This window comes from Pragia fontium DSM 5563 = ATCC 49100, assembly GCF_900112475.1.
Lineage (GTDB): Bacteria > Pseudomonadota > Gammaproteobacteria > Enterobacterales > Enterobacteriaceae > Pragia > Pragia fontium.
Genome location: NZ_FOLW01000003.1, coordinates 87224 through 107399, shown reverse-complemented (window position 1 = coordinate 107399; position 20176 = coordinate 87224). Strand labels below are relative to the sequence as shown.

Sequence of the window (20176 nt, the reverse complement as noted above, 5' to 3'; positions counted from 1 at the left end):
AACCATGAGCCAAAATGTCTATCAATTTATCGACCTACAGCGCGTTGATCCGCCTAAGAAACCGTTAAATATTCGCAAAATACAGTTTGTCGAAATTTATGAACCGTTTCAGGATAGCCAAGCGAAAGCACAGGCCGATCGCTGTCTGGCCTGCGGTAATCCTTACTGTGAGTGGAAGTGCCCGGTACATAACTACATCCCCAATTGGCTAAAGTTAGCTAATGAGGGGCGAATTATGGAAGCGGCAGACTTGGCGCACCAAACCAACAGTCTGCCGGAGGTCTGTGGTCGAGTCTGTCCTCAGGATCGCCTGTGTGAAGGTTCCTGTACCCTGAATGATGAGTTTGGCGCCGTCACTATCGGTAATATTGAACGCTATATCACCGATAAAGCCCTCGAGATGGGCTGGAAACCTGATATGTCGCAGGTAAGAGCCACCGGCAAACGCGTCGCTATCGTCGGTGCAGGTCCCGCAGGTTTAGCCTGTGCCGATGTGCTTACCCGCAATGGCGTACAGGCGGTGGTTTTCGATCGTCATCCAGAAATCGGCGGGTTACTGACCTTTGGTATTCCTTCCTTCAAACTGGATAAAGAAGTGATGGTCAAACGCCGGCAAATTTTCACCGATATGGGCATCGAATTTCGACTGAATACTGAGATCGGTCGCGATATTTCAATGAACGATCTGCTGGCTGAATTCGACAGCGTATTTCTTGGCGTCGGTACTTATCAATCAATGTCCGGTAGCCTGCCAAACGAACAGGCTAAAGGGGTATTTAATGCCCTACCTTACCTGATCGCCAACACCAAACATCTGATGGGCTATCCGTCCACTGCCGATGAACCCTATCTCAATTTTGAAGGAAAACGCGTTGTGGTGTTGGGCGGCGGAGATACCGCAATGGACTGTGTGCGTACCGCTGTCCGTCAGGGAGCAACTCAGGTGATTTGCGCCTATCGACGCGATGAAGAAAATATGCCAGGTTCACGCCGGGAAGTGAAGAATGCGCGGGAAGAAGGCGTTGAATTCCAGTTTAATTTGCAGCCGGTCAGTATCGAAGTTAACGCAGCGGGTCAGGTCAACGGCGTTAAAGTGGTGCGTACCGAGCTGGGAGAACCAGATGCTAACGGACGCCGCCATCCTCAGATTATTCAAGGCTCAGAACATACCTTGAATGCTGATGCAGTGATCATGGCATTTGGCTTTAAACCGCACAGCATGCCATGGTTAGCAGAGCAACGTGTCACCATGGACAAACAGGGACGAATTACTGCCCCTGAGTTCGCAGACATCCCCTATCAAACCAGCAACACAAAAATCTTCGCTGGTGGTGATGCCGTCAGAGGTTCCGATCTGGTCGTCACGGCTATTGCCGAAGGGCGAAAAGCCGCGGATGGAATTATGACCTTCCTCGGCGTGTAATATTCTGGCTTTGATAGTTAATCAATACGTCAGACACAGGTTAAAAACAAAAAAGGCGGATTATGATATCCGCCTTTTTTAAGCCTGCATTTTAAACTCGATATGCCGATAAACCTATTTAACAACCCTCAGCGCCGGGCGACCCCGTGGCGGTTGAGGTGGTTCATCATCACCGGAATTATCATCAGAGACTTTCGCTTGCTCATCTGAAACCAAACGCATCGATGTTTCAGGTCTATCACTGCTGGTGACCTCGTCATCTTGTTCCAGCGCCGATACCAGATAATCTGGCTCCGGCTCAAACATGGTACCTGCACCATTTTCACGGGCATAAATGGCCTGTACCGCAGCCAAAGGAACCTGAACCTGACGAGGGATGCCACCAAAGCGGGCATTAAACCGAATTTCATCGTTACCCAGTTCAAGATTGCCAACGGCATGGGGAGCAACGTTTAAAATGATCTGTCCGTCACGGGCAAACTCCATCGGAACAGAAATCCCAGGGATGGAGACATCCACCACTAAATGTGGTGTTAACTGGTTATCGATCAACCAGTCATAAAAAGCCCGTAACAGATAGGGGCGTCGTGGAGTCATTTGTGTCGGCTCCATCACGCTTATCCCCGCATTTGCAGACGCATTTCACGCTCGGCTTCAGTCAGAGAGGCCAGGAATGATTCGCGTTCGAACACTCGGTTCATATAAAGCTTAATCTCTTTAGAACCTGCACCTGTCAGCTCAATACCCATTTGCGGCAGACGCCATAACAGCGGAGCCAAATAACAATCAACCAGACTGAACTCTTCGCTCATGAAATAAGGTGCATCATTGAACACTGGCGCAATAGCCAGTAACTCTTCACGCAGTTGTTTACGTGCAGCGTCAGCGTCCTGAGTCGTCCCGGTCAGAATAGTATTCAGCAGCGAATACCAGTCTTGCTCAATGCGGTGCATCATTAAACGGCTGGTTCCACGGGCAACCGGATAAACCGGCATCAATGGAGGATGAGGAAAACGCTCATCTAAATACTCCATAATAATGTGAGATTTATACAGCGTTAACTCACGGTCGACTAAAGTTGGTACGGAACCATAAGGATTCAGATCGACTAAATCCTGCGGCAGGTTATCCATGTCGACCTGCTCAATCTCGACACTCACACCTTTCTCAGCCAATACGATACGCACTTGATGACTAAAGATATCTGTAGGGCCGGAAAATAGCGTCATGACCGAACGTTTATTGGCAGCGACAGCCATGAAAACCTCCAAGTTTTTCTATAATAATGACCAATGGCGGGTGGCAGTTAAAAATAACGCCCCCTAATTTTTGCTATCAGTGATGGATTATCTATTTACAGTATTCATTACCTGAATCGATAAAACATACGAAGCGCCGGGTAGTTTAGCAGATTTTTAACCATCTTGATCAGATGACCATGATGATTTATTCAACATTCTTTGCGAAAGCTTATAATCCAACTAAATATAAGCACGCTTGTTTTATTAAGACATAAAAAAACCCGGTATAAAACCGGGTTTTTAACATTAACTGTTTGCCACCTAAGGGGCAAAAAATTAACGCTTGGAGAACTGAGGACGACGGCGTGCTTTACGCAGACCGACTTTCTTACGTTCAACCTCACGAGCATCACGAGTAACAAAGCCTGCTTTACGCAGTTCGCCACGTAGTGATTCGTCGTATTCCATCAGCGCACGAGTAATACCGTGACGGATAGCACCAGCTTGACCAGAAATACCACCACCTTTAACGGTGATGTACAGATCCAGTTTCTCAGTCATCTCGACCAGTTCTAACGGCTGACGAACTACCATGCGGGCAGTTTCACGGCCAAAATACTGTTCCAGACTACGCTGGTTAATAACGATGTTCCCGCTACCCGGCTTAATAAAGACGCGTGCGGAAGAGCTTTTGCGGCGACCTGTGCCGTAGTATTGATTCTCTGCCATTGCCTAATAATCCCGATTAAATGTCAAGAACTTGCGGTTGTTGTGCCGCATGGTTGTGCTCGTTACCTGCGTAAACTTTCAGTTTACGATACATAGCACGGCCCAGCGGGCCCTTAGGCAGCATGCCTTTAACCGCGATTTCAATCACACGCTCAGGGTGGCGAGCAATCATCTCTTCAAAGGTCGCTTGCTTGATACCACCAACGAAACCGGTGTGATGATAGTAAATCTTGTCAGAACGCTTGTTGCCGGTTACAGCAACTTTTTCTGCATTCAGAACAATGATGTAATCACCAGTATCAACGTGCGGAGTATATTCCGCTTTATGCTTGCCGCGTAGACGACGAGCCAGTTCAGTAGCGAGGCGACCCAGCGTTTTGCCAGTCGCATCTACAACATACCAGTCACGTTTTACTGTTTCTGGCTTAGCTGAAAAAGTTTTCATTTAAATAACTTACCCAATCTAAAGTTACACACGTTGGCGAACACCAAAACGTTAAAAAAACATATTGAGGCTCACACGACCAATCGAGTCCAGCAAACCTACCCCTTCGAGCAGTTAATGCCGGCACTATAAAGTTTCTGGGAAAAAAACTTTGTTGTAACGTGGGGTCGCAAGATTATAGAGAAGTCGACAGTAAAAATCGACCTGTTTTTGCTTTATTGTTGTTTTAAGGAAAATATAAAAATTTCGCCCGCGGATTATGCCGGCGGGCGAAATAGATAGTCATGTTAGCACTCAGCGTTAATCAAGCTTAAATGATACCCATGCTGATTAACATTTCCCACCAGCCCAAGCCGATGGTCATATGCACCAACAAGCTTAAGAAGGCGATAACACCACCGATAATCCACCAAGAGCGAATATCGTTATAACCAGCACCAAATACGATCGGCGCAGCGGCACCGCCATAATGGGTTAAACTGCCACCGTAAGCGTTGGAGAATAACAAACCTAACGCCAGCAGCATCGGAGGCGCTCCCGCCACCATACCAACAGTAGCAAATACCGGAACCATCGCCGCAACGTAAGCACCGCCGGAAGCAAACAGGTAGCGAATCGCCACACTGATAAACATAATCACAAAGAATGCCACCATCGAATGGTCACCAAAGGATAAGCCTTCACCCATCACATCAGCTAACCATTTGAAAAACCCGGCTTTGGTCAACACACCAGACATACCGATGATGCCGCCGTACCAAATCAAGGTGTTCCAGCCACCTTTGTTCTTTAATACGTCATCCCAAGTCACTACGCCCAGTAACAGGGTAATCGCCATAACGCAAAGCGCAACGGTAGATGCATTAATACCGATCATATCGGCGAAGATCCATCCTAATAAAGCCAGAATAAACACTACGCCTAATAGTTTTTCCCGCATGCTCATAGGACCAAGCTGAGCCAGTCCTTCTGCCGCAATCTCTTTATTATTTACTTTTTTCAGCTCTGGCGGATACATTTTATAAATCAGGTATGGCGTGATAGCTAACATAATCAGACCAGGCACCGCAGCGGCTAATGCCCAACCCGCCCAGCTTAGCTGAATATGTAGAATGTCTGCCATCATGGCCAATGCCAACGCATTAGGCGCCATAGCCGTCAGGAACATATAACTGGTGGTTTTAGTCACCATGTAAACGTTAACCATCAGGTAGTGACCGGCTTTGCGCGGACTATCATTAGGATCGGAACCTAAGGCCACCGATACACTGTTGATAATTGGGAATACGATACCACCCGCACGAGCGGTGTTGGATGGCGTTGCCGGTGCAATACACAGATCGAGAATCGCCGTGACATAACCTAAGCCCAGCGTGGTTCCGCCCAGTTTTCCAATCAAAATATAGGAGATTCTTTTCCCCAAACCCGTGATCACAAAAGCGGCACTCAGGGTAAACGCCGCAAATACTAACCATGTCGTCCCGGAGGAGTAGCCCTTTAACACTTCGGCGATTTTTATATCTTTGCCGCCAAACAGGCCTATCACTACTGCCGTAGCTGCAATAGTCGCCAACAATATCACCGGCTCTGAGTACGGTTTCAGCACCAAACCAACAATCGCCGCCAGGTAGAGACCAAACAATAGCCATGCTATTGGCGGTAATCCTGCCGGCGTTGGTATTAACGCGATAATGATGGGAATGGCTATTAATAATAATAGCTTCCACATTTTCTCTTTACTCATTCCTAACAATCTCCTTAAGATTAAAAAATAAAATCCGGCTTATGCTTAAGTTGATAAACGTAAGCATTAATAATTCTTTATAAGGATCGAGAAGCAGCACTAAACGCTAATAAAACCATCACCTAACTGTTATTAAATAAAGTTAAAAACCGAAGATAAATATCTTTCTTTTCTATTGCTGAGAATAATGCGTCAAAGAAAATAATAAATATGTGACCTAACCTAAATTGAAGTTATAAATTTAATGTTTTTAATTATTCTATTAAGCACAATAAATTTTATAAACTTAATTATCCATATAAATCAGCCTAAATAACGAAAATAGCGCTTATCCGAATGTTGATAAGCGCTATCATTAACAGTCCAATAAAATATATTTTATAAAAACGTCCGTATCGAATATGTTCTTTATAAAATTTTTAATAAAAAGGCTTAATTAACTAAATAGTTTTTTAAACTAACTCAGTTCAACATTTCCTTTCATTAATACCCGAGCCGTACGATATACAGTGCCGTTCAATGCCTGAATTTCACCGTGGTTATTTTCAACATTAGCGCTCACGGATAATACGCCGCTGCAATGGCCAATATTTAACTCATCCTTATCAGCACAGCGCTCCGTAATCTCATACACTAGCGTACCCGGGATTTTTGCCGCTACGCCGATACAAATGCCACCGGTAATTGCCAACACAGGATGTAACTTACCCATAGACAACATTCTGGCCAAAATATCAATCTGCTGTACCGGAACCTGCTGCCCTTGTAGGTTGGTATATTCAGCTGGCGGGGCGATAAAGCAGAACTTTGGTACCGCCTGACTGTTATGTCTGGCATCGTCCATATCCTTTGCCAAACCAATCAAGACAGCGGTAGCTTCACGAATCGCCAACATTCTTCTCAATAATTCAGGATCGCTATCGATTTGTGCCGGCAGTTCCTGTCCGGTTAAGCCAAGATCTTTCGCCCGGACGAATACCAGAGGATTACCCGCATCGACTACCGAAATTTCAACGGCGCCATAGCCGGGAACGTCGATAACATCTTTGGTATTGCCGGTCGGTAACAGCTTACCGGTCACCGCGCCTCCTGGAGACAGGAAATCCAATTGGATGCGAGCCCCAGTTCCTGGTACACCAGAAATGGCGAAATTACCGTCATAAACCACTTTGCCATTTTTCACTGGTACGTGTGACACAATGGTTTTTTGGGTATTGGTATTAAAAATGGTAACGTCGGTCATCGGTTCAGTAATCTCATCCACTAAACCATTTTCTATCGCAAACGGCCCTACCGCTGAAGAGATATTTCCACAGTTACCTTTACGATCAACGGCGTTAACCGAGGTTTCTACCTGACAAAAGGTGTAATTAACCGCGTTTTTTTCTCCTGGCCGCTTTCCGACAATCATGGCTTTACTGGTGGTTGATGTGCCACCACCCATTCCATTGATTTGACGCCCGGAAGGATCGTCGCTGCCATAAACACGACACAGGATATCATTCTGCTCGGCAACAGACTCAGGCAAGTCGGACTCCATAAAACATCCGGCCTTACTGGTTCCACCGCGCATCCAAAAACAGGGAATACTTTCCATCATGAATATCTCCAGCAATGATAATTAATTGGAATTTTTGCTATGGGATTCAGGAAACTGGGCTAAAAACCAAGTGACAATAAGCAGATCTGCACTACCACCCGGACTCAGATTCCGTTCAATACACAGCCGATCAAACTGTTTGAGCTGGCTGATATAATCCGACTGCATCACCCCGCCCAAATCGAGAAACTGTCGGGACATATTCTGTAACCAAGCCAGTCCTTCCGGACCGCCACGAGAGGCCACATTAGTATCACCGTTAACTGCCATCAAGCTCAGCAATGCCTGCAACAGTGCACGCTGAGGATCGACGCCTTGAGCAATCAACCGTTGGTAAATCGGTAAAGAAACCGACTGCACCAAATGGAATCCAGACTCAGCCTCTCCCCTCGCTCCCGTTAATCCGTACTGCTGATACAGCCGTTGACCGGCGGTTAGCGCTTGATTATTTTGTTCAAGTTCACGCTTCACCAGACCACGGCTCATCGCCTCCACTTCATAACACAGATTTTGTTGAGTCACGCCGCGCTGATTTGCCACTAAACGCCCCATGGCGGTAGCCAGTAATCCCAGCGAAAAGATGGTGCCTTTATGGGTATTAACCCCAGAAGTGGCTTTAAACATTGAGGCTTCACAAGCCAGTCCCAATGGTCTCAGACCACAAAGGATCTCACTACTGGCCTGCATATGGCTGCTCATGCCATATTCAATAAAGTAGGGGATCCAAACTCGTATGGCTTCCGCACTGCGATAAAAATCGGTGAGATCCATATCCTTATGGGCACCACTATTACGCATATCAACCAGACCAGGTTTTGGCGTCAGGTTAACTTCATTCAACATAGCACTGTTAGCCAGTTCAGCACAACGAATAACCCAAGGTAACTTATTGATTTCCAGACTGGATATGACGGTAGCGGAATCAGTTGATTTCAGCATCATGAAATAAGGCCTCCATCGCGTCATGTAACGCTGGTATGGAATGGGCTCGCTCCCGAGCGCAAATTCGAGCATCACGCTGGCAGACGAAACATTGACGCGGTGCCATACCGATCGCCTGACGGGAAATAATCCCCCGCTCACTGATAACGTCAATATCCCATAAGCGCCCTATCGGGCTATGCTGCTCGCACTCAACGCAGGCTTGTTTCACCACGTCTGCTGGCTGGTTAAGTGCCAACAATCCCTCTGGACCGGTAGGTAAACAGAATACTTCTCGGTCAATAACCTGCCAACCGCGAACGCGGCAAAGCGCCTCTAACGCCTGCCAGGCCAGATTAAAAGCTCGGCGAGCAATGGTGCTGTCTTTGACTTCTCCCGGCACCACCATCGTCAAAGAGACAATGGTGGTTTGGTAGCTGGCCAGCCAATTTTGCTGGCGTTTCTGACGCGATTCCCGACTTTGAAGAATCTCTGCCAATGACACCTTATGGTTGGTAGCCTGCTCCGGGAGAATATTCATCGGTTATGACTCTTTTATTTGATTAACCACATCAATCACTGAACCATCACGATAGCGAACCACTGCGACCACACGATCGGTGAATTCGATAGGCTTAGGTTTACCGGTCAACACAAGTGCGCGCTGATAAAGATCGTTGATGCTGACGATTTGCATCCCCGCTTTCTGTAACTTTTCAGCCAGTTCAGGGCGAGCAGGGTTAACCGCAATACCGTGATCGGTAACCAGAATATCAATACTGCTTCCCGGCGTGATCATGGTCGTCACTTGTTCAACGATGGTTGGAATACGACCGCGAACTAATGGCGCAACAATAATCGACAGCTTAGACGCCGCAGCAGTATCACAGTGACCACCGGAAGCGCCGCGAATCACGCCGTCAGAACCGGTTAATACGTTGATATTAAACTGGGTATCAATTTCCAATGCGCTGAGGATAACCACATCCAGATGATCAACTGAGGCACCTTTAGAGGTAAAGTTGGCATACTGGTTAGCACTAATTTCCACATGGTTAGGATTACGCGCCAGTGAAGCCGCGGCACCGCTATCAAAACTCTGTACGTCCAGCAGCTTCTCAATCAGCCCTTTCTCATGCAGATCCACCATCGCCGCAGTAATACCACCCAGCGCAAAACCGGCGGTGATATTCTGGCTACGCATTTTGTTTTCAAGGAAACGAACAACCGCCAATGAAGCGCCACCGGTTCCGGTTTGCAATGAGAAGCCCTGTTTGAAATAGCCAGAGTTAATAATCACTTCCGCTGCCCGGCGAGCAATCAATAGTTCACGCGGGTTAGAGGTCATACGCGTCGCATCAGCACCAATTTTATCGGCATCACCAACGCGATCAATCTGAATAATCAGATCGACCTGATCCTGACAAATGCTCAACGGATGATGTGGGTAAGGACGCAACTCTTCGGTCAGTAGCACCACAGTTTTGGCGTACTCGGCATCCACCCGGGCATAGCCCAAGGAACCACAGCAGGCTTTACCGGTAAAGCCATTAGCATTACCAAACTCATCACAGGCAGGCACACCGAGGAAAGCCACATCAATGCTTAACTCACCCGACTCCACCAGATTCACCCGACCGCCATGAGAGTGGACGTGTACTGGCTCTTTTAGTAAGCCACGGGAAATCTCTTCCGCCAACGGACCACGCAGCCCGGACGTATATATTTTGGTCACTACGCCATTGCGGATATGTTCGATTAACGGCGAGTGACATTCAGCCAATGAACTGGAAGCCAGGGTCAGATTTTTAAACCCCATTGCCGCAATTTGCGCCATCACCAGATTGACGGTTAAATCTCCACCGCGGAAGGCGTGATGGAAAGAGATAGTCATACCATCTTGCAGCCCTGAACGGCGGATAGTATCTTCCAAAGAAGAACAGAGCTTTTTATCACGCGGCTTTTTAGACTGAAGATTAGCCTTTGAAGTATCGCGAAAAGGTATCAGTTTTAATGCTGCTTTCAGTTCTTCTCCGTCCGCCGCTTCGGCTTGCTGAAGAAGACTGTTACATAAATTCGTTACACGTTGTTGACGAGCCATTTTGTTCACCTCATCTTATTCTTCACGGATGCCGGAAAGGGCAGCGCGTTGTACAACCAGACGAGCACGTTCAATAATCGGGCCGTCAATCATTTTGCCGTTCAGAGACACGACACCCAGTCCTTCAGCGGCCGCAGCTTCCGCGGCTTCAATCACGCGCTGGGCGTGTTCAAGCTCTTTAAGCGTTGGTGCATACAGGTTATGAAGAAGTTCTATTTGACGAGGGTTAATCAGCGACTTACCGTCAAAACCCAACTGCTTAATATGCGCGGCTTCATTCAGGAAACCTTGCTCATTGTTAGCGTCAGAATAAACGGTATCAAACGCAGCAATACCCGCCGCGCGAGCGGCCTGAAGAATTGAGCAGCGAGCAAACAGCAATTCAATTCCTTCCGGTGAACGTTCAGTGCGTAGATTGCGCACGTAGTCTTCAGCCCCCAGAGCTATCCCAATCAGACGCGGGGAAGACAGCGCGATCTCTACCGCATTATTGATCCCTTCCGCTGATTCAATGGCGGCTAACATGCCGGTACTGCCGACTTCACGACCGCACTCAGCTTCAATACGTGCGATCTCTTTTTCCATATCAATCACATCTTGTGCACTGTCGGTTTTAGGCAGGCGAACAATATCGACACCACCACGCACCACCGCTTCCAGATCCTTAATGCCAAACTCGGAATCCAACGCATTAACACGCACAACCGTTTCAATTTGCTGATACATCGGATGCTGTAAAGCATGAAATACCAGTAAACGTGCGGCATCTTTCTCTCTTAACGCCACCGAATCTTCCAGGTCAAACATAATGGCATCGGCAGAATAGATAAAAGAATTACTCACCATGGCCGCATTAGCGCCGGGAACAAACAACATGCTACGACGAACTCGCTGTTTTAACTCAACATTCATGATAAGGCCTCCCACGGTAATTCCTTGCTGTCGCTGGCTCTGAGCAACACCGTTTGTAAGCGAGCACGCAGAATGCAGTCCAACGCACCTTTGTCATCAATGATCAGTTGAACGCCGGTTACACCCAGCTTAGCCAGCGTGTCCAACACCGTTTCCCGGATAGCATCACCAAACTGCTTTTCCACACTACTGTGTAACTGCAAATCGATTTCAGCTCCGTCAATGGGGGCAATCCGCACCATAACATCGCTTGACTCAAGCGTGCCGGCGACGGCTTCTTTGATAATTTTCATAGTTCACCTACGGTAATAATAGATTCTTCAGCAGGGTTGCCGGCGTTTTTATGGCGGATGTTCGGATTGTTTATCAAATAGTTATATGTACAGTCCGGTACCAAATCGGTAATCACATCAAACTGTTTTTTAGCCAACAAACGACGTACCCATGAAGCTGAAATAGCCGTTCCTTCATGCTGTAAACGTTCTATTTCAACTAATTCAATCGGTGGAAAAGCTAATTCCGGCGTGTTCAACCAATAACGCATATCGGCGTTATATTTACTGGTGACTTCACAGAAAGGTTCAGTGCCAACAAACCGGTGCGTGACCCCCAACGCTGGCGCTAAATATTGGCGGAATATTTTGAGGTCTATCTCGGTATAGCAGTTATCAATAACGCCTTGCTCTTTAATGAAATAGCAAGGGAAAGTCGCCCGGGAAATCATATATTCCGAGCCGGGATGTACGGTTAAATTGGGGATCCCCGCCGTCCCTTCGCTAACCAATCGCAAACGATCAACGTAGGGGAAAGTCGAGGTATTTTCTTTGACCAAAAATAGGTGCAGCCAGTCGCACTGGGCCGCAGCCTGCTGAACCAGATATTGATGACCCAAGGTAAATGGATTGGCATTCATGATGATGCAGCCAATCTTCTCACCGGGCTGGCGGCTCTTGGCTAACCGATCGCTATAACGACTTAATCGGCAACAGCTGTTCTCCATCAGAACAATGATGCCCGGTACCGAAGCAATGGGAAAGAAGCCACACTGGCGAAACAGCACTTCATTTTGCGTCTTGGTGTAAATAAATAAGTGACTGTGGTTACGCTCATAAGCCAGATTAACCAACTCAGTAGCCAAAGAGAGCGCAATACCCTCTCCACGGAGGCTTTCATTGATTGCCACGCACTTAATAATATTATCCGCAATACCACCACAGGCAATAATCTGGCTATCACGAGTAACGGTAATAAATTCTTCAACGGTGGTATCAATATTCAAATCGTTTTGACGTAAAAACTTGGTGATATCAGCTATTTTTTTATACTCTGACCGCTTCACACGATTGAATATTGTTGAGTCATACATAATTTACTCTCTGTATAAGTATTTTATTCCGGACAATAAAATATGCTATCTGCTTTATTGTTGTGACACGGCAAATAAAATTAAAAACATGTCACTTCAAGGACATTCTTAAAATGTGTTCGTTATTAATTAAAGAAATAAGTCAGTTGACTAGTAACACCACGGCTTACATGATAGTAACTACCCTATGAGAGTTAATTGATCTGCTTCACAGTTAGCCTAATAAACATAAACATCTTAATGGTTTTAATTTTCTTAATTAATTAAATGCATTTTATAAATAAATTAATTATATTTATTCTCGCCTCTGGAAATAATAAAAAAGCGAATGTTACATGCATATTAAATTAACCAAAGAATATATGAAGAGTATGTTAAAAAACATGTCATTCCAATGGCGCGTCTTCTTATTATTGTTGGTCGTTTTTTCATTACTCTTAGGTGCTTTAAATAAATTCATGGAATATCAGTTAGATAACTACCTAACGGAGAAAGTGAGCGAGATAGCCATGAATCAGGCAAAAATTATTGCCTCTATTGATGATGTGATTGAAGGTGTCGAGCAGCGCAATACCGAGAAACTGAAAAAAATCGCTGACCGCCTGAGTATGGAGTCTAACTTTAGCTATCTGGTTATTGGCGATGAGAAATCCGTCCGCCTCTATCATCCTAACCCAGAGAAAATTGGCTATACCATGCAATGGAATAAACCTGGCGCTCTGGAGCGAGGAGAAAGTTATATCGTCAGTAGCGAAGGGTCCATGGGGCTGGCATTACGGGCAAAAACACCGATCTGGGATAAAAACGGTCAGGTTATTGGCGTGATTTCCCTCGGCTATCTCAATAGCAAAATAGATATCTGGCGTTCTAACCAAATCTTACCGCTAACCAGTGCGCTGCTGCTCATTCTGTTCCTGTTAATTCTGCTGTCTTGGCAATTTTCAACCCATATAAAAAAGCAGATGATGGGCATGGAACCACTAGAAATTGCTCGAGTACAACGCCAGCAAGATGCCTTATTCGGTGCAGTATTTGAAGGCTTATTAGCGGTCGATACGCAGGGAAAAATCACCGCCATTAACCAAAATGCGCAAAAAATGTTAAAGCTAACCGGCGCACCAAAGCATCTGGTGGGTCGCTTAGTTCAAGACCTGATCACGCCAGCAGATTACTTTATTGACCTCAGCGGCACCAACCGAATTGATGACCTGTTGATTATTAATGGACTCAAAATTATCGCCAACCGGGTCGGCATCTGGATTGACGGCGAGTTTCAGGGTTGGGTCATCAGTTTCCGCCGCCATGATGAAATGAATATTCTCAGTGCTCAGCTCACACAAATTCAACAATATGTAGAGAATCTACGTACGCTACGCCATGAACACCTTAACTGGATGTCGACGATTGGTGGCCTGCTGCAATTAAAAGAGTACGATCGCGCGTTGGAAATGGTGAAGTTTGAGTCATCCAATCAACAGTCGCTTATCGATAATATCAGCGGCATGTTTAAAAACCGGTTAATTGCCGGGTTACTCTTTGGCAAATATCATCGCGCCAAAGAGCTGGGGCTGGATATGGTCTTTATTCCTGGCTGTTCAATCAGTTCCCAACCTGCCCCACTAACAGAAAATGAGCTGGCCAGCATTCTGGGTAATCTACTGAATAACGCCTTCGAAGCGACGCTAAAAAATCCCGACAGTAACAAGCTCATTGAATTTTATATTTCTGATGAAGGCGAAGAGCTGGTTATTGAGGTTTCTGATAATGGCATCGGCATCGAACCGTCAATTCGAGAGAAAATTTTTACGCGGGGCGTCACATCTAAAAGCAGTAGCGATCACGGTATTGGCTTATATCTGGTAAAAACATACATCGACCAATACCATGGTTCGATAACCGTCGATGATAACGATCCCTGTGGCACCGTATTCTCTATTTTTATCCCCAAAGACAAAGGAAATTAATAAAAATGAAATATTTAAATATTTTGATAATTGAGGATGAAACCCCGCTCGCCGAAATGCACGCTGAATTCATTAAACGCCACAGTGCCTGCCGTCAGGTTTGGCTCGCCGGTAATCTTGAGCAAGGCCGAATGATGATCAATACCTTCAAACCCGACCTGATTATCCTCGATAACTATCTGCCAGATGGTAAAGGTATTGAGCTATTGCAGGAGCTTTCAGTGACTAAATATCATGGAGAGGTGATTTTCATCACTGCCGCCAGCGATATTGATACGGTATCGGAAGCCATCCGTTGCGGTGTTTTTGACTATCTGATTAAACCGGTTTCCTACGATCGTCTGGAACAAACGTTGGAACGACTCAGCCATTTACATAAAGTACAAAAACAAACTGAAGACGTCAGCCAATGGCAGGTCGATGAAATGTTTAATACCTTTGCACGTATTCAGGCCAAACCAACGATGCCCATTGGTATTGATGAAATTACCCTGAAAGTGGTTCAAGACGCTTTCAGCAATATAGAAGCGGGCTATACCGCCGAGGACATAGCGAAAAAACTGGGGCTAAGCCGCACCACCGCACGGCGCTATCTGGAATTTTGTACCAAAGAGCATTTTCTACAGGCTGAAATTATCTATGGTAAGGTGGGTCGCCCACAACGCATTTATCGACTCAACCCGCAAATCAATTAATATTAACTATATAATATATAAGAAATTATTAATTAAACTGAGATTTAATCTCAATTTAGATTTGAGGTTAAAAAATGCGTTTTATCATGGTAGGATATAAGGCAGCGTTGAACTAGGTTCCCCCGGACCATGATTTGCAGGTATAGTTGTCTGGTGAAATGCGTAGCGCAGGCCGATAAGAAGAACAGAGGAATATCAGTAACAGATGGTCTTACTCTGTGGTCTCGTTCCATTATTTGGGATCGCCCCCTCTGTAATTAGTGACCGTAAAAAGGAGTCAATATGACTTGGGAGTATGCACTTATTGTTGGCTTAGTCGTTGGCCTGGTTATTGGCGCACTAGCTATGCGTTTTGGCAACCGTAAACTACGCCAGCAAACTGCATTACAGCAAGAGCTGAATAAGAATAAAGCTGAACTGGAAGCTTATCGGCAAGAGTTAGTCAGCCACTTTTCCCATAGCGCGGAACTATTAGAAAAAATGGCTCAGGACTATCGTCAATTCCAGAAACATATGATTAAAAGCTCAACCACGCTGTTACCGGATATCGCCGGTAGTGATAATCCGTTTAGCTATATCAACTATAAACCAACCGTTTCAGAAGCCGATCAGGAACGTTTGTCAGCAGATATTCCGCCTCGTGATTACTCTGAAGGTGCATCCGGGTTATTCCGCCCCGATCGTAGAGACTAAATATTCAGCATGACGCCACCGTTTTGGTGGCGTCATTTTCAACGATTACAATAAATTACCTTTCTTTACGTTATCAGCCATTCCTACGTCGTTACTGTATTTGAAGACGATCACATTTCTTAAATTAATCGATATTGTTCCTTGCCAGGGCTAGAAGTGTGAACTTTTTATCCTCATATATACTCTTAGATTAGCTACACAATTTTAGACTGTTGATAAACCTCTTTAAATAAGGTGCTGTGGATATTACGGCTGTAAAAATTATGCATAAACTTTACTTTTGTGCGTAGCCGGAAAACTATCAGTACTTGGCTAAGGAGAGCGGCAGGCCTGGTTTGGTAAGTCGCCTTTTATTATCAGTCTGACTATTTGTCATCGTTTATTTAAGTAACCCGTTGGTATTGAGAGTAGATCATCCATGAAAAAAACAACTTTATTATTAAGTGCATTGACCGTTAGTTTAGGATTAACGTTTTCCTCAGTACCGGCTGCCAATGCAGCTCTCCCCGCTTCTGTTGCTGGGGAGCAAATTCCTAGTCTGGCGCCGATGTTAGACAAAGTCCTTCCTGCCGTGGTTAGCGTGTATGTTGAAGGAACTCAGGTTCAGCGTCAGCGGATCCCAGAGGAATTTAAATTCTTCTTCGGCCCGAATATGCCGTCAGAGCAACAAAGCACTCGCCCTTTTGAAGGACTCGGTTCAGGCGTAATTATTAATGTTGATAAAGGCTATGTGGTCACTAACAACCACGTCATCAACAATGCCGATAAAATTCGTGTCCAGTTAAACAATGGTAAAGAATATCAGGCCAAACTGATCGGCCGTGACGAACAGTCAGATATCGCCTTGTTGCAGTTAGTTGACGCCAAAGCGAAAGATCTCACATCCATTAAAGTCGCTGACTCCGATGCCTTACGCGTTGGTGATTTCGCTGTTGCCGTGGGCAACCCTTTCGGATTAGGTCAAACAGCAACCTCCGGTATTGTTTCTGCCTTGGGTCGTAGCGGCCTCAATCTGGAAGGTCTGGAAAACTTTATTCAAACGGATGCCTCAATCAACCGCGGTAACTCAGGTGGCGCATTGGTTAACCTTAACGGTGAGCTAATCGGTATCAATACGGCGATTCTGGCACCAAGCGGCGGTAACGTCGGTATTGGCTTCGCCATTCCAAGTAATATGGTACAAAGCCTGACTGAACAGCTCATTAAATATGGCGAAGTAAAACGCGGTATGTTGGGCATTAAAGGCAGTGAAATGACCGCCGAAATGGCTAAAGCCTTTAAAGTTGACGCTCAGCGCGGTGCTTTTGTCAGTGAAGTGATACCAAAATCAGCTGCGGCACTGGCCGGTATCAAGTCTGGTGACGTTATCGTCTCGCTGGATGGTAAAGCAATTAGTAGTTTTGCTGAGTTACGCGCCAAAGTTGCTACTGCCGGTGCAGGTAAAAAAGTGAAAATGGGTCTGCTGCGTGAAGGTAAACCGTTAGAAGTCTCGGTTGAACTACAAAACAGCGATCAATCCTCAACTAATGCTGAATCTCTGTTACCTGCGCTGCAGGGAGCAACCTTGAATAATGGTGAGGTTAAAGGTACCAAAGGTGTGGTAATCAAAGATGTTGCTAAAGGTTCTCCAGCCGCACAAGGTGGATTAAAGGCCGGTGACGTTATCATCGGCATCAATAGCGACCGAACCACCAATATTGGCGAACTGCGTAAAATTCTCGACAGTAAACCAAACGTATTAGCCTTTAATATCTTACGTGGTGAAGACAATATCTATTTAATCCTGCGTTAATCACAATTGCAAAAATGGATACGGCACTATGCCGTATCCGTTCAACTCATGATATCCTTACTTACCTTTTCTTTTCTTGAACATATGCATGCTTGCCAAACTGTTACGTCCAATAATTGTAGGCTTAATTATTGCCGCCGCTTTACTGATGATATTCCCGTCACTGCGTGACGCATCGGGGCTATCTGACAATTCCCTCAGCCTACCGCTGAGTGAATCTCCAGCAAGCTACAACAGTGCCGTCAGGCGTGCTGCTCCGGCAGTGGTTAACGTTTATAACCGCAGTGCCTTAAGTTCTTCCAGTCAGAATACGCTGGGGATCAATACGCTTGGTTCTGGCGTTATCATGGATAAAAAAGGGTATATCCTGACCAACCGACACGTTATTGTGAACGCGGATCAGATCATCATTACCCTACAAAACGGTCAGGTTTATGAAGCCTTGCTGGTCGGTTCAGATACCATGACCGATCTGGCGGTGCTGAAAATTCAGGAAGGCAACCTCCCCGTGATCCCCATGAACGTTAAACGCACTCCCCACGTTGGTGATGTGGTATTAGCGATTGGTAATCCTTACAACCTCGGGCAAACCGTTACACAGGGAATTATTAGTGCCACTGGGCGTACCAGTCTAAGCCCTTCCGGACGGCAAAATCTGTTGCAAACGGATGCCTCCATTAACCGGGGTAACTCCGGTGGTGCACTGATAAACACGCTTGGAGAGTTGGTGGGCATCAATACCAACACCTTATCATTGCTGGATAAACGCACCGATGGCGATCCGCCGGAAGGCATTGGCTTTGCCATTCCCCTTGAACTGGCCACCAAGATAATGGGTAAGCTTATCCGCGATGGTCGAGTTATTCGTGGTTATATCGGTATTGAAGGGCGAGAATTCAGCCAAACGCAAAATCAGGGCAGTCCATTCGATCGTTTGCAGGGCATATTAGTCCGCTCGGTCAGCGCTGGTGGACCAGCAGAACAGGCTGGTTTGGTGGTAGGTGATATTCTGTTAAGCGTCAATAATCAACCGGCAACTTCAGCGCGGGAAGTAATGGATCAGGTAGCTGAAATTCGCCCCGGCACCAATATTCCGGTAGTTGTACTGCGACAGGGCCAAAAGCTCACTTTCACCTTAAAGATTACCGAATATCCGACCCAGCAAGACTGATCATATCTATTTCAGTAATCAGACTAACCCATATAAGCAAGGGGCCAGAAAATCGCTTTTCTGGCCCCTTGTTTGAGTCATCAACGTTGGTATAACCGACAGTGATTACTCTTCTTTAACCCGCTGGATATTTGCACCCAACGCGTTCAGTTTTTCTTCAATACGCTCATAGCCACGATCGATATGATAAATACGATCAACCATAGTCACGCCTTCAGCAATACATCCCGCCAGCACTAAACTGGCTGATGCGCGCAGGTCGGTTGCCATAACCTGAGCCGCAGATAACTTATCTACGCTATGGCAAATAACGGTATTCCCTTCAATCTCAGCATGGGCTCCCATACGGATTAACTCAGGAATATGCATAAACCGATTTTCAAAAATGGTTTCGGTAATCACGCCAGTTCCTTCCGCCACCAGGTTAAGCAGTGAGAACTGAGCCTGCATATCAGTAGGGAAACCCGGATGCGGTGCCGTTCTAATATTAACGCTACGTGGACGTCTGCCTTGCATATCCAGACTGATCCAGTCGCTACCGGTTTCAATTTCTGCACCAGCTTCACGCAGTTTGGCTAATACCGCATCCAACATATCCGGGCAAGTATTGCGACAGATAACTTTACCGCCAGAAACTGCTGCGGCAACCAAGAAAGTCCCGGTTTCAATACGATCCGGCAGTACGCGATAAACACCACCACCCAGACGCTCAACGCCTTCAATGGTAATACAGTCGGTACCTGCGCCACTAATTTTCGCACCTAAGGTATTCAGAAACTCAGCGGTATCGACGATCTCTGGTTCACGAGCGGCATTTTCAATGGTGGTGGTACCTTCCGCCAAGGTAGCTGCACTCATGATAGTCACCGTTGCACCAACGCTGACTTTATCCATAACGATATGGGCACCTTTCAAACGACCATCAACCGACGCTTTAACGTAGCCTTCTTCCAGCTTAATTTCTGCACCTAGCTGCTCCAGGCCAGTAATATGCAGGTCAACAGGGCGAGCGCCGATAGCACATCCACCCGGTAATGAAACCTGACCTCGACCAAAGCGAGCAACCAGCGGCCCTAAAGCCCAGATAGAAGCACGCATGGTTTTCACCAAATCGTAAGGCGCGCACAGCTCAGTTACATGACTGGCATCAACAAAAATAGCGCCATTACGCTCAATTTTAACGCCCAGCTGACTCAGCAACTTAATCGTGGTATCAATATCTTTCAGTTTAGGCACGTTCTGCAATTCAACCGGCTCTTCCGCCAGTAACGCAGCAAACAAAATAGGTAGCGCCGCATTCTTAGCCCCGGAAATCGTCACTTCACCACTCAGTCGGGTTGGGCCTTGTACTCGAAACTTGTCCATAACCAATCTCTCTT

19 protein-coding genes are annotated in these 20176 nt (G+C 46.2%); 6 read left to right on the top strand and 13 right to left on the bottom strand.

All coding sequences use genetic code 11. The features are described from left to right. Positions 1-4 precede the first annotated feature (4 nt). Positions 5-1423 carry a glutamate synthase small subunit gene (locus tag BMZ28_RS06275; protein WP_074821628.1) on the top strand — a complete coding sequence of 473 codons (1419 nt, stop codon included), beginning with the start codon at positions 5-7 and terminating at the stop codon, positions 1421-1423. Between the two features lie 114 nt (positions 1424-1537). On the opposite strand, the gene sspB is transcribed toward BMZ28_RS06275, so the two are convergent. The 12 genes from sspB to citC all read right to left on the bottom strand — a co-directional run bounded on the left by sspB (position 1538) and on the right by citC (position 12482). Next, on the bottom strand, positions 1538-2035 hold the full coding sequence (gene sspB / locus BMZ28_RS06270; RefSeq protein WP_047781978.1) for a ClpXP protease specificity-enhancing factor: 498 nt from the start codon (positions 2033-2035) through the stop codon (positions 1538-1540). A 5-nt stretch (positions 2036-2040) separates the two neighbouring features. Continuing rightward, positions 2041-2682, bottom strand: a complete 642-nt coding sequence (sspA, locus tag BMZ28_RS06265; RefSeq protein WP_047781979.1) for a stringent starvation protein SspA — start codon at positions 2680-2682, stop codon at positions 2041-2043. Positions 2683-3000: 318 nt separating this feature from the next. Further along, on the bottom strand, positions 3001-3393 hold the full coding sequence (rpsI, locus tag BMZ28_RS06260; RefSeq protein ID WP_047781980.1) for a 30S ribosomal protein S9: 393 nt from the start codon (positions 3391-3393) through the stop codon (positions 3001-3003). 16 nt (positions 3394-3409) lie between these two features. Beyond that, on the bottom strand, positions 3410-3838 hold the full coding sequence (gene rplM, locus BMZ28_RS06255; protein WP_047781981.1) for a 50S ribosomal protein L13: 429 nt from the start codon (positions 3836-3838) through the stop codon (positions 3410-3412). Positions 3839-4148: 310 nt separating this feature from the next. After that, on the bottom strand, positions 4149-5582 hold the full coding sequence (locus BMZ28_RS06250; RefSeq protein ID WP_047781982.1) for an anion permease: 1434 nt from the start codon (positions 5580-5582) through the stop codon (positions 4149-4151). 457 nt (positions 5583-6039) lie between these two features. Next, positions 6040-7182 (bottom strand): 2-methylaconitate cis-trans isomerase PrpF family protein, encoded by a 1143-nt coding sequence (locus BMZ28_RS06245; protein ID WP_074821625.1) that lies wholly within the window; start codon positions 7180-7182, stop codon positions 6040-6042. Positions 7183-7203: 21 nt separating this feature from the next. Beyond that, positions 7204-8124 carry a triphosphoribosyl-dephospho-CoA synthase CitG gene (citG, locus tag BMZ28_RS06240; RefSeq protein WP_248296109.1) on the bottom strand — a complete coding sequence of 307 codons (921 nt, stop codon included), beginning with the start codon at positions 8122-8124 and terminating at the stop codon, positions 7204-7206. Beyond that, positions 8105-8644, bottom strand: coding sequence for a citrate lyase holo-[acyl-carrier protein] synthase (gene citX / locus BMZ28_RS06235; protein WP_074821622.1), 540 nt, complete (start codon positions 8642-8644; stop codon positions 8105-8107). Before citX ends, citG begins: the two co-directional genes overlap by 20 nt. Positions 8645-8647: 3 nt before the next feature. Further along, positions 8648-10204, bottom strand: coding sequence for a citrate lyase subunit alpha (gene citF / locus BMZ28_RS06230; protein WP_083399646.1), 1557 nt, complete (start codon positions 10202-10204; stop codon positions 8648-8650). Positions 10205-10219: 15 nt separating this feature from the next. After that, entirely contained in the window at positions 10220-11116 is an 897-nt protein-coding gene (gene citE, locus BMZ28_RS06225; protein WP_047781985.1) for a citrate (pro-3S)-lyase subunit beta, read from the bottom strand. Next, a complete protein-coding gene (gene citD, locus BMZ28_RS06220) occupies positions 11113-11409 on the bottom strand; it encodes a citrate lyase acyl carrier protein (protein ID WP_047781986.1) in 297 nt (98 codons plus the stop codon). Before citD ends, citE begins: the two co-directional genes overlap by 4 nt. Continuing rightward, on the bottom strand, positions 11406-12482 hold the full coding sequence (gene citC, locus BMZ28_RS06215; protein WP_074821618.1) for a [citrate (pro-3S)-lyase] ligase: 1077 nt from the start codon (positions 12480-12482) through the stop codon (positions 11406-11408). Before citC ends, citD begins: the two co-directional genes overlap by 4 nt. Positions 12483-12817: 335 nt before the next feature. On the opposite strand from citC, the gene dpiB reads away from it, so the two are divergent. The 5 genes from dpiB to degS all read left to right on the top strand — a co-directional run bounded on the left by dpiB (position 12818) and on the right by degS (position 18797). After that, entirely contained in the window at positions 12818-14446 is a 1629-nt protein-coding gene (dpiB, locus tag BMZ28_RS06210; protein WP_282569597.1) for a sensor histidine kinase DpiB, read from the top strand. 5 nt (positions 14447-14451) lie between these two features. Then, the gene (gene dpiA / locus BMZ28_RS06205; protein ID WP_047781988.1) at positions 14452-15141 is read left to right on the top strand and encodes a two-component response regulator DpiA; all 690 of its coding nucleotides are present in this window, start codon (positions 14452-14454) and stop codon (positions 15139-15141) included. A gap of 282 nt (positions 15142-15423) precedes the next feature. Continuing rightward, entirely contained in the window at positions 15424-15834 is a 411-nt protein-coding gene (zapG, locus tag BMZ28_RS06200) for a Z-ring associated protein ZapG (RefSeq protein WP_047781989.1), read from the top strand. Positions 15835-16252: 418 nt separating this feature from the next. Beyond that, positions 16253-17626, top strand: a complete 1374-nt coding sequence (gene degQ / locus BMZ28_RS06195; protein WP_074821616.1) for a serine endoprotease DegQ — start codon at positions 16253-16255, stop codon at positions 17624-17626. Between the two features lie 88 nt (positions 17627-17714). After that, positions 17715-18797 (top strand): outer membrane-stress sensor serine endopeptidase DegS, encoded by a 1083-nt coding sequence (degS, locus tag BMZ28_RS06190; RefSeq protein WP_047781991.1) that lies wholly within the window; start codon positions 17715-17717, stop codon positions 18795-18797. Positions 18798-18902: 105 nt separating this feature from the next. On the opposite strand, the gene murA is transcribed toward degS, so the two are convergent. Further along, positions 18903-20162 carry a UDP-N-acetylglucosamine 1-carboxyvinyltransferase gene (gene murA, locus BMZ28_RS06185; protein WP_074821613.1) on the bottom strand — a complete coding sequence of 420 codons (1260 nt, stop codon included), beginning with the start codon at positions 20160-20162 and terminating at the stop codon, positions 18903-18905. Positions 20163-20176: the final 14 nt, after the last annotated feature.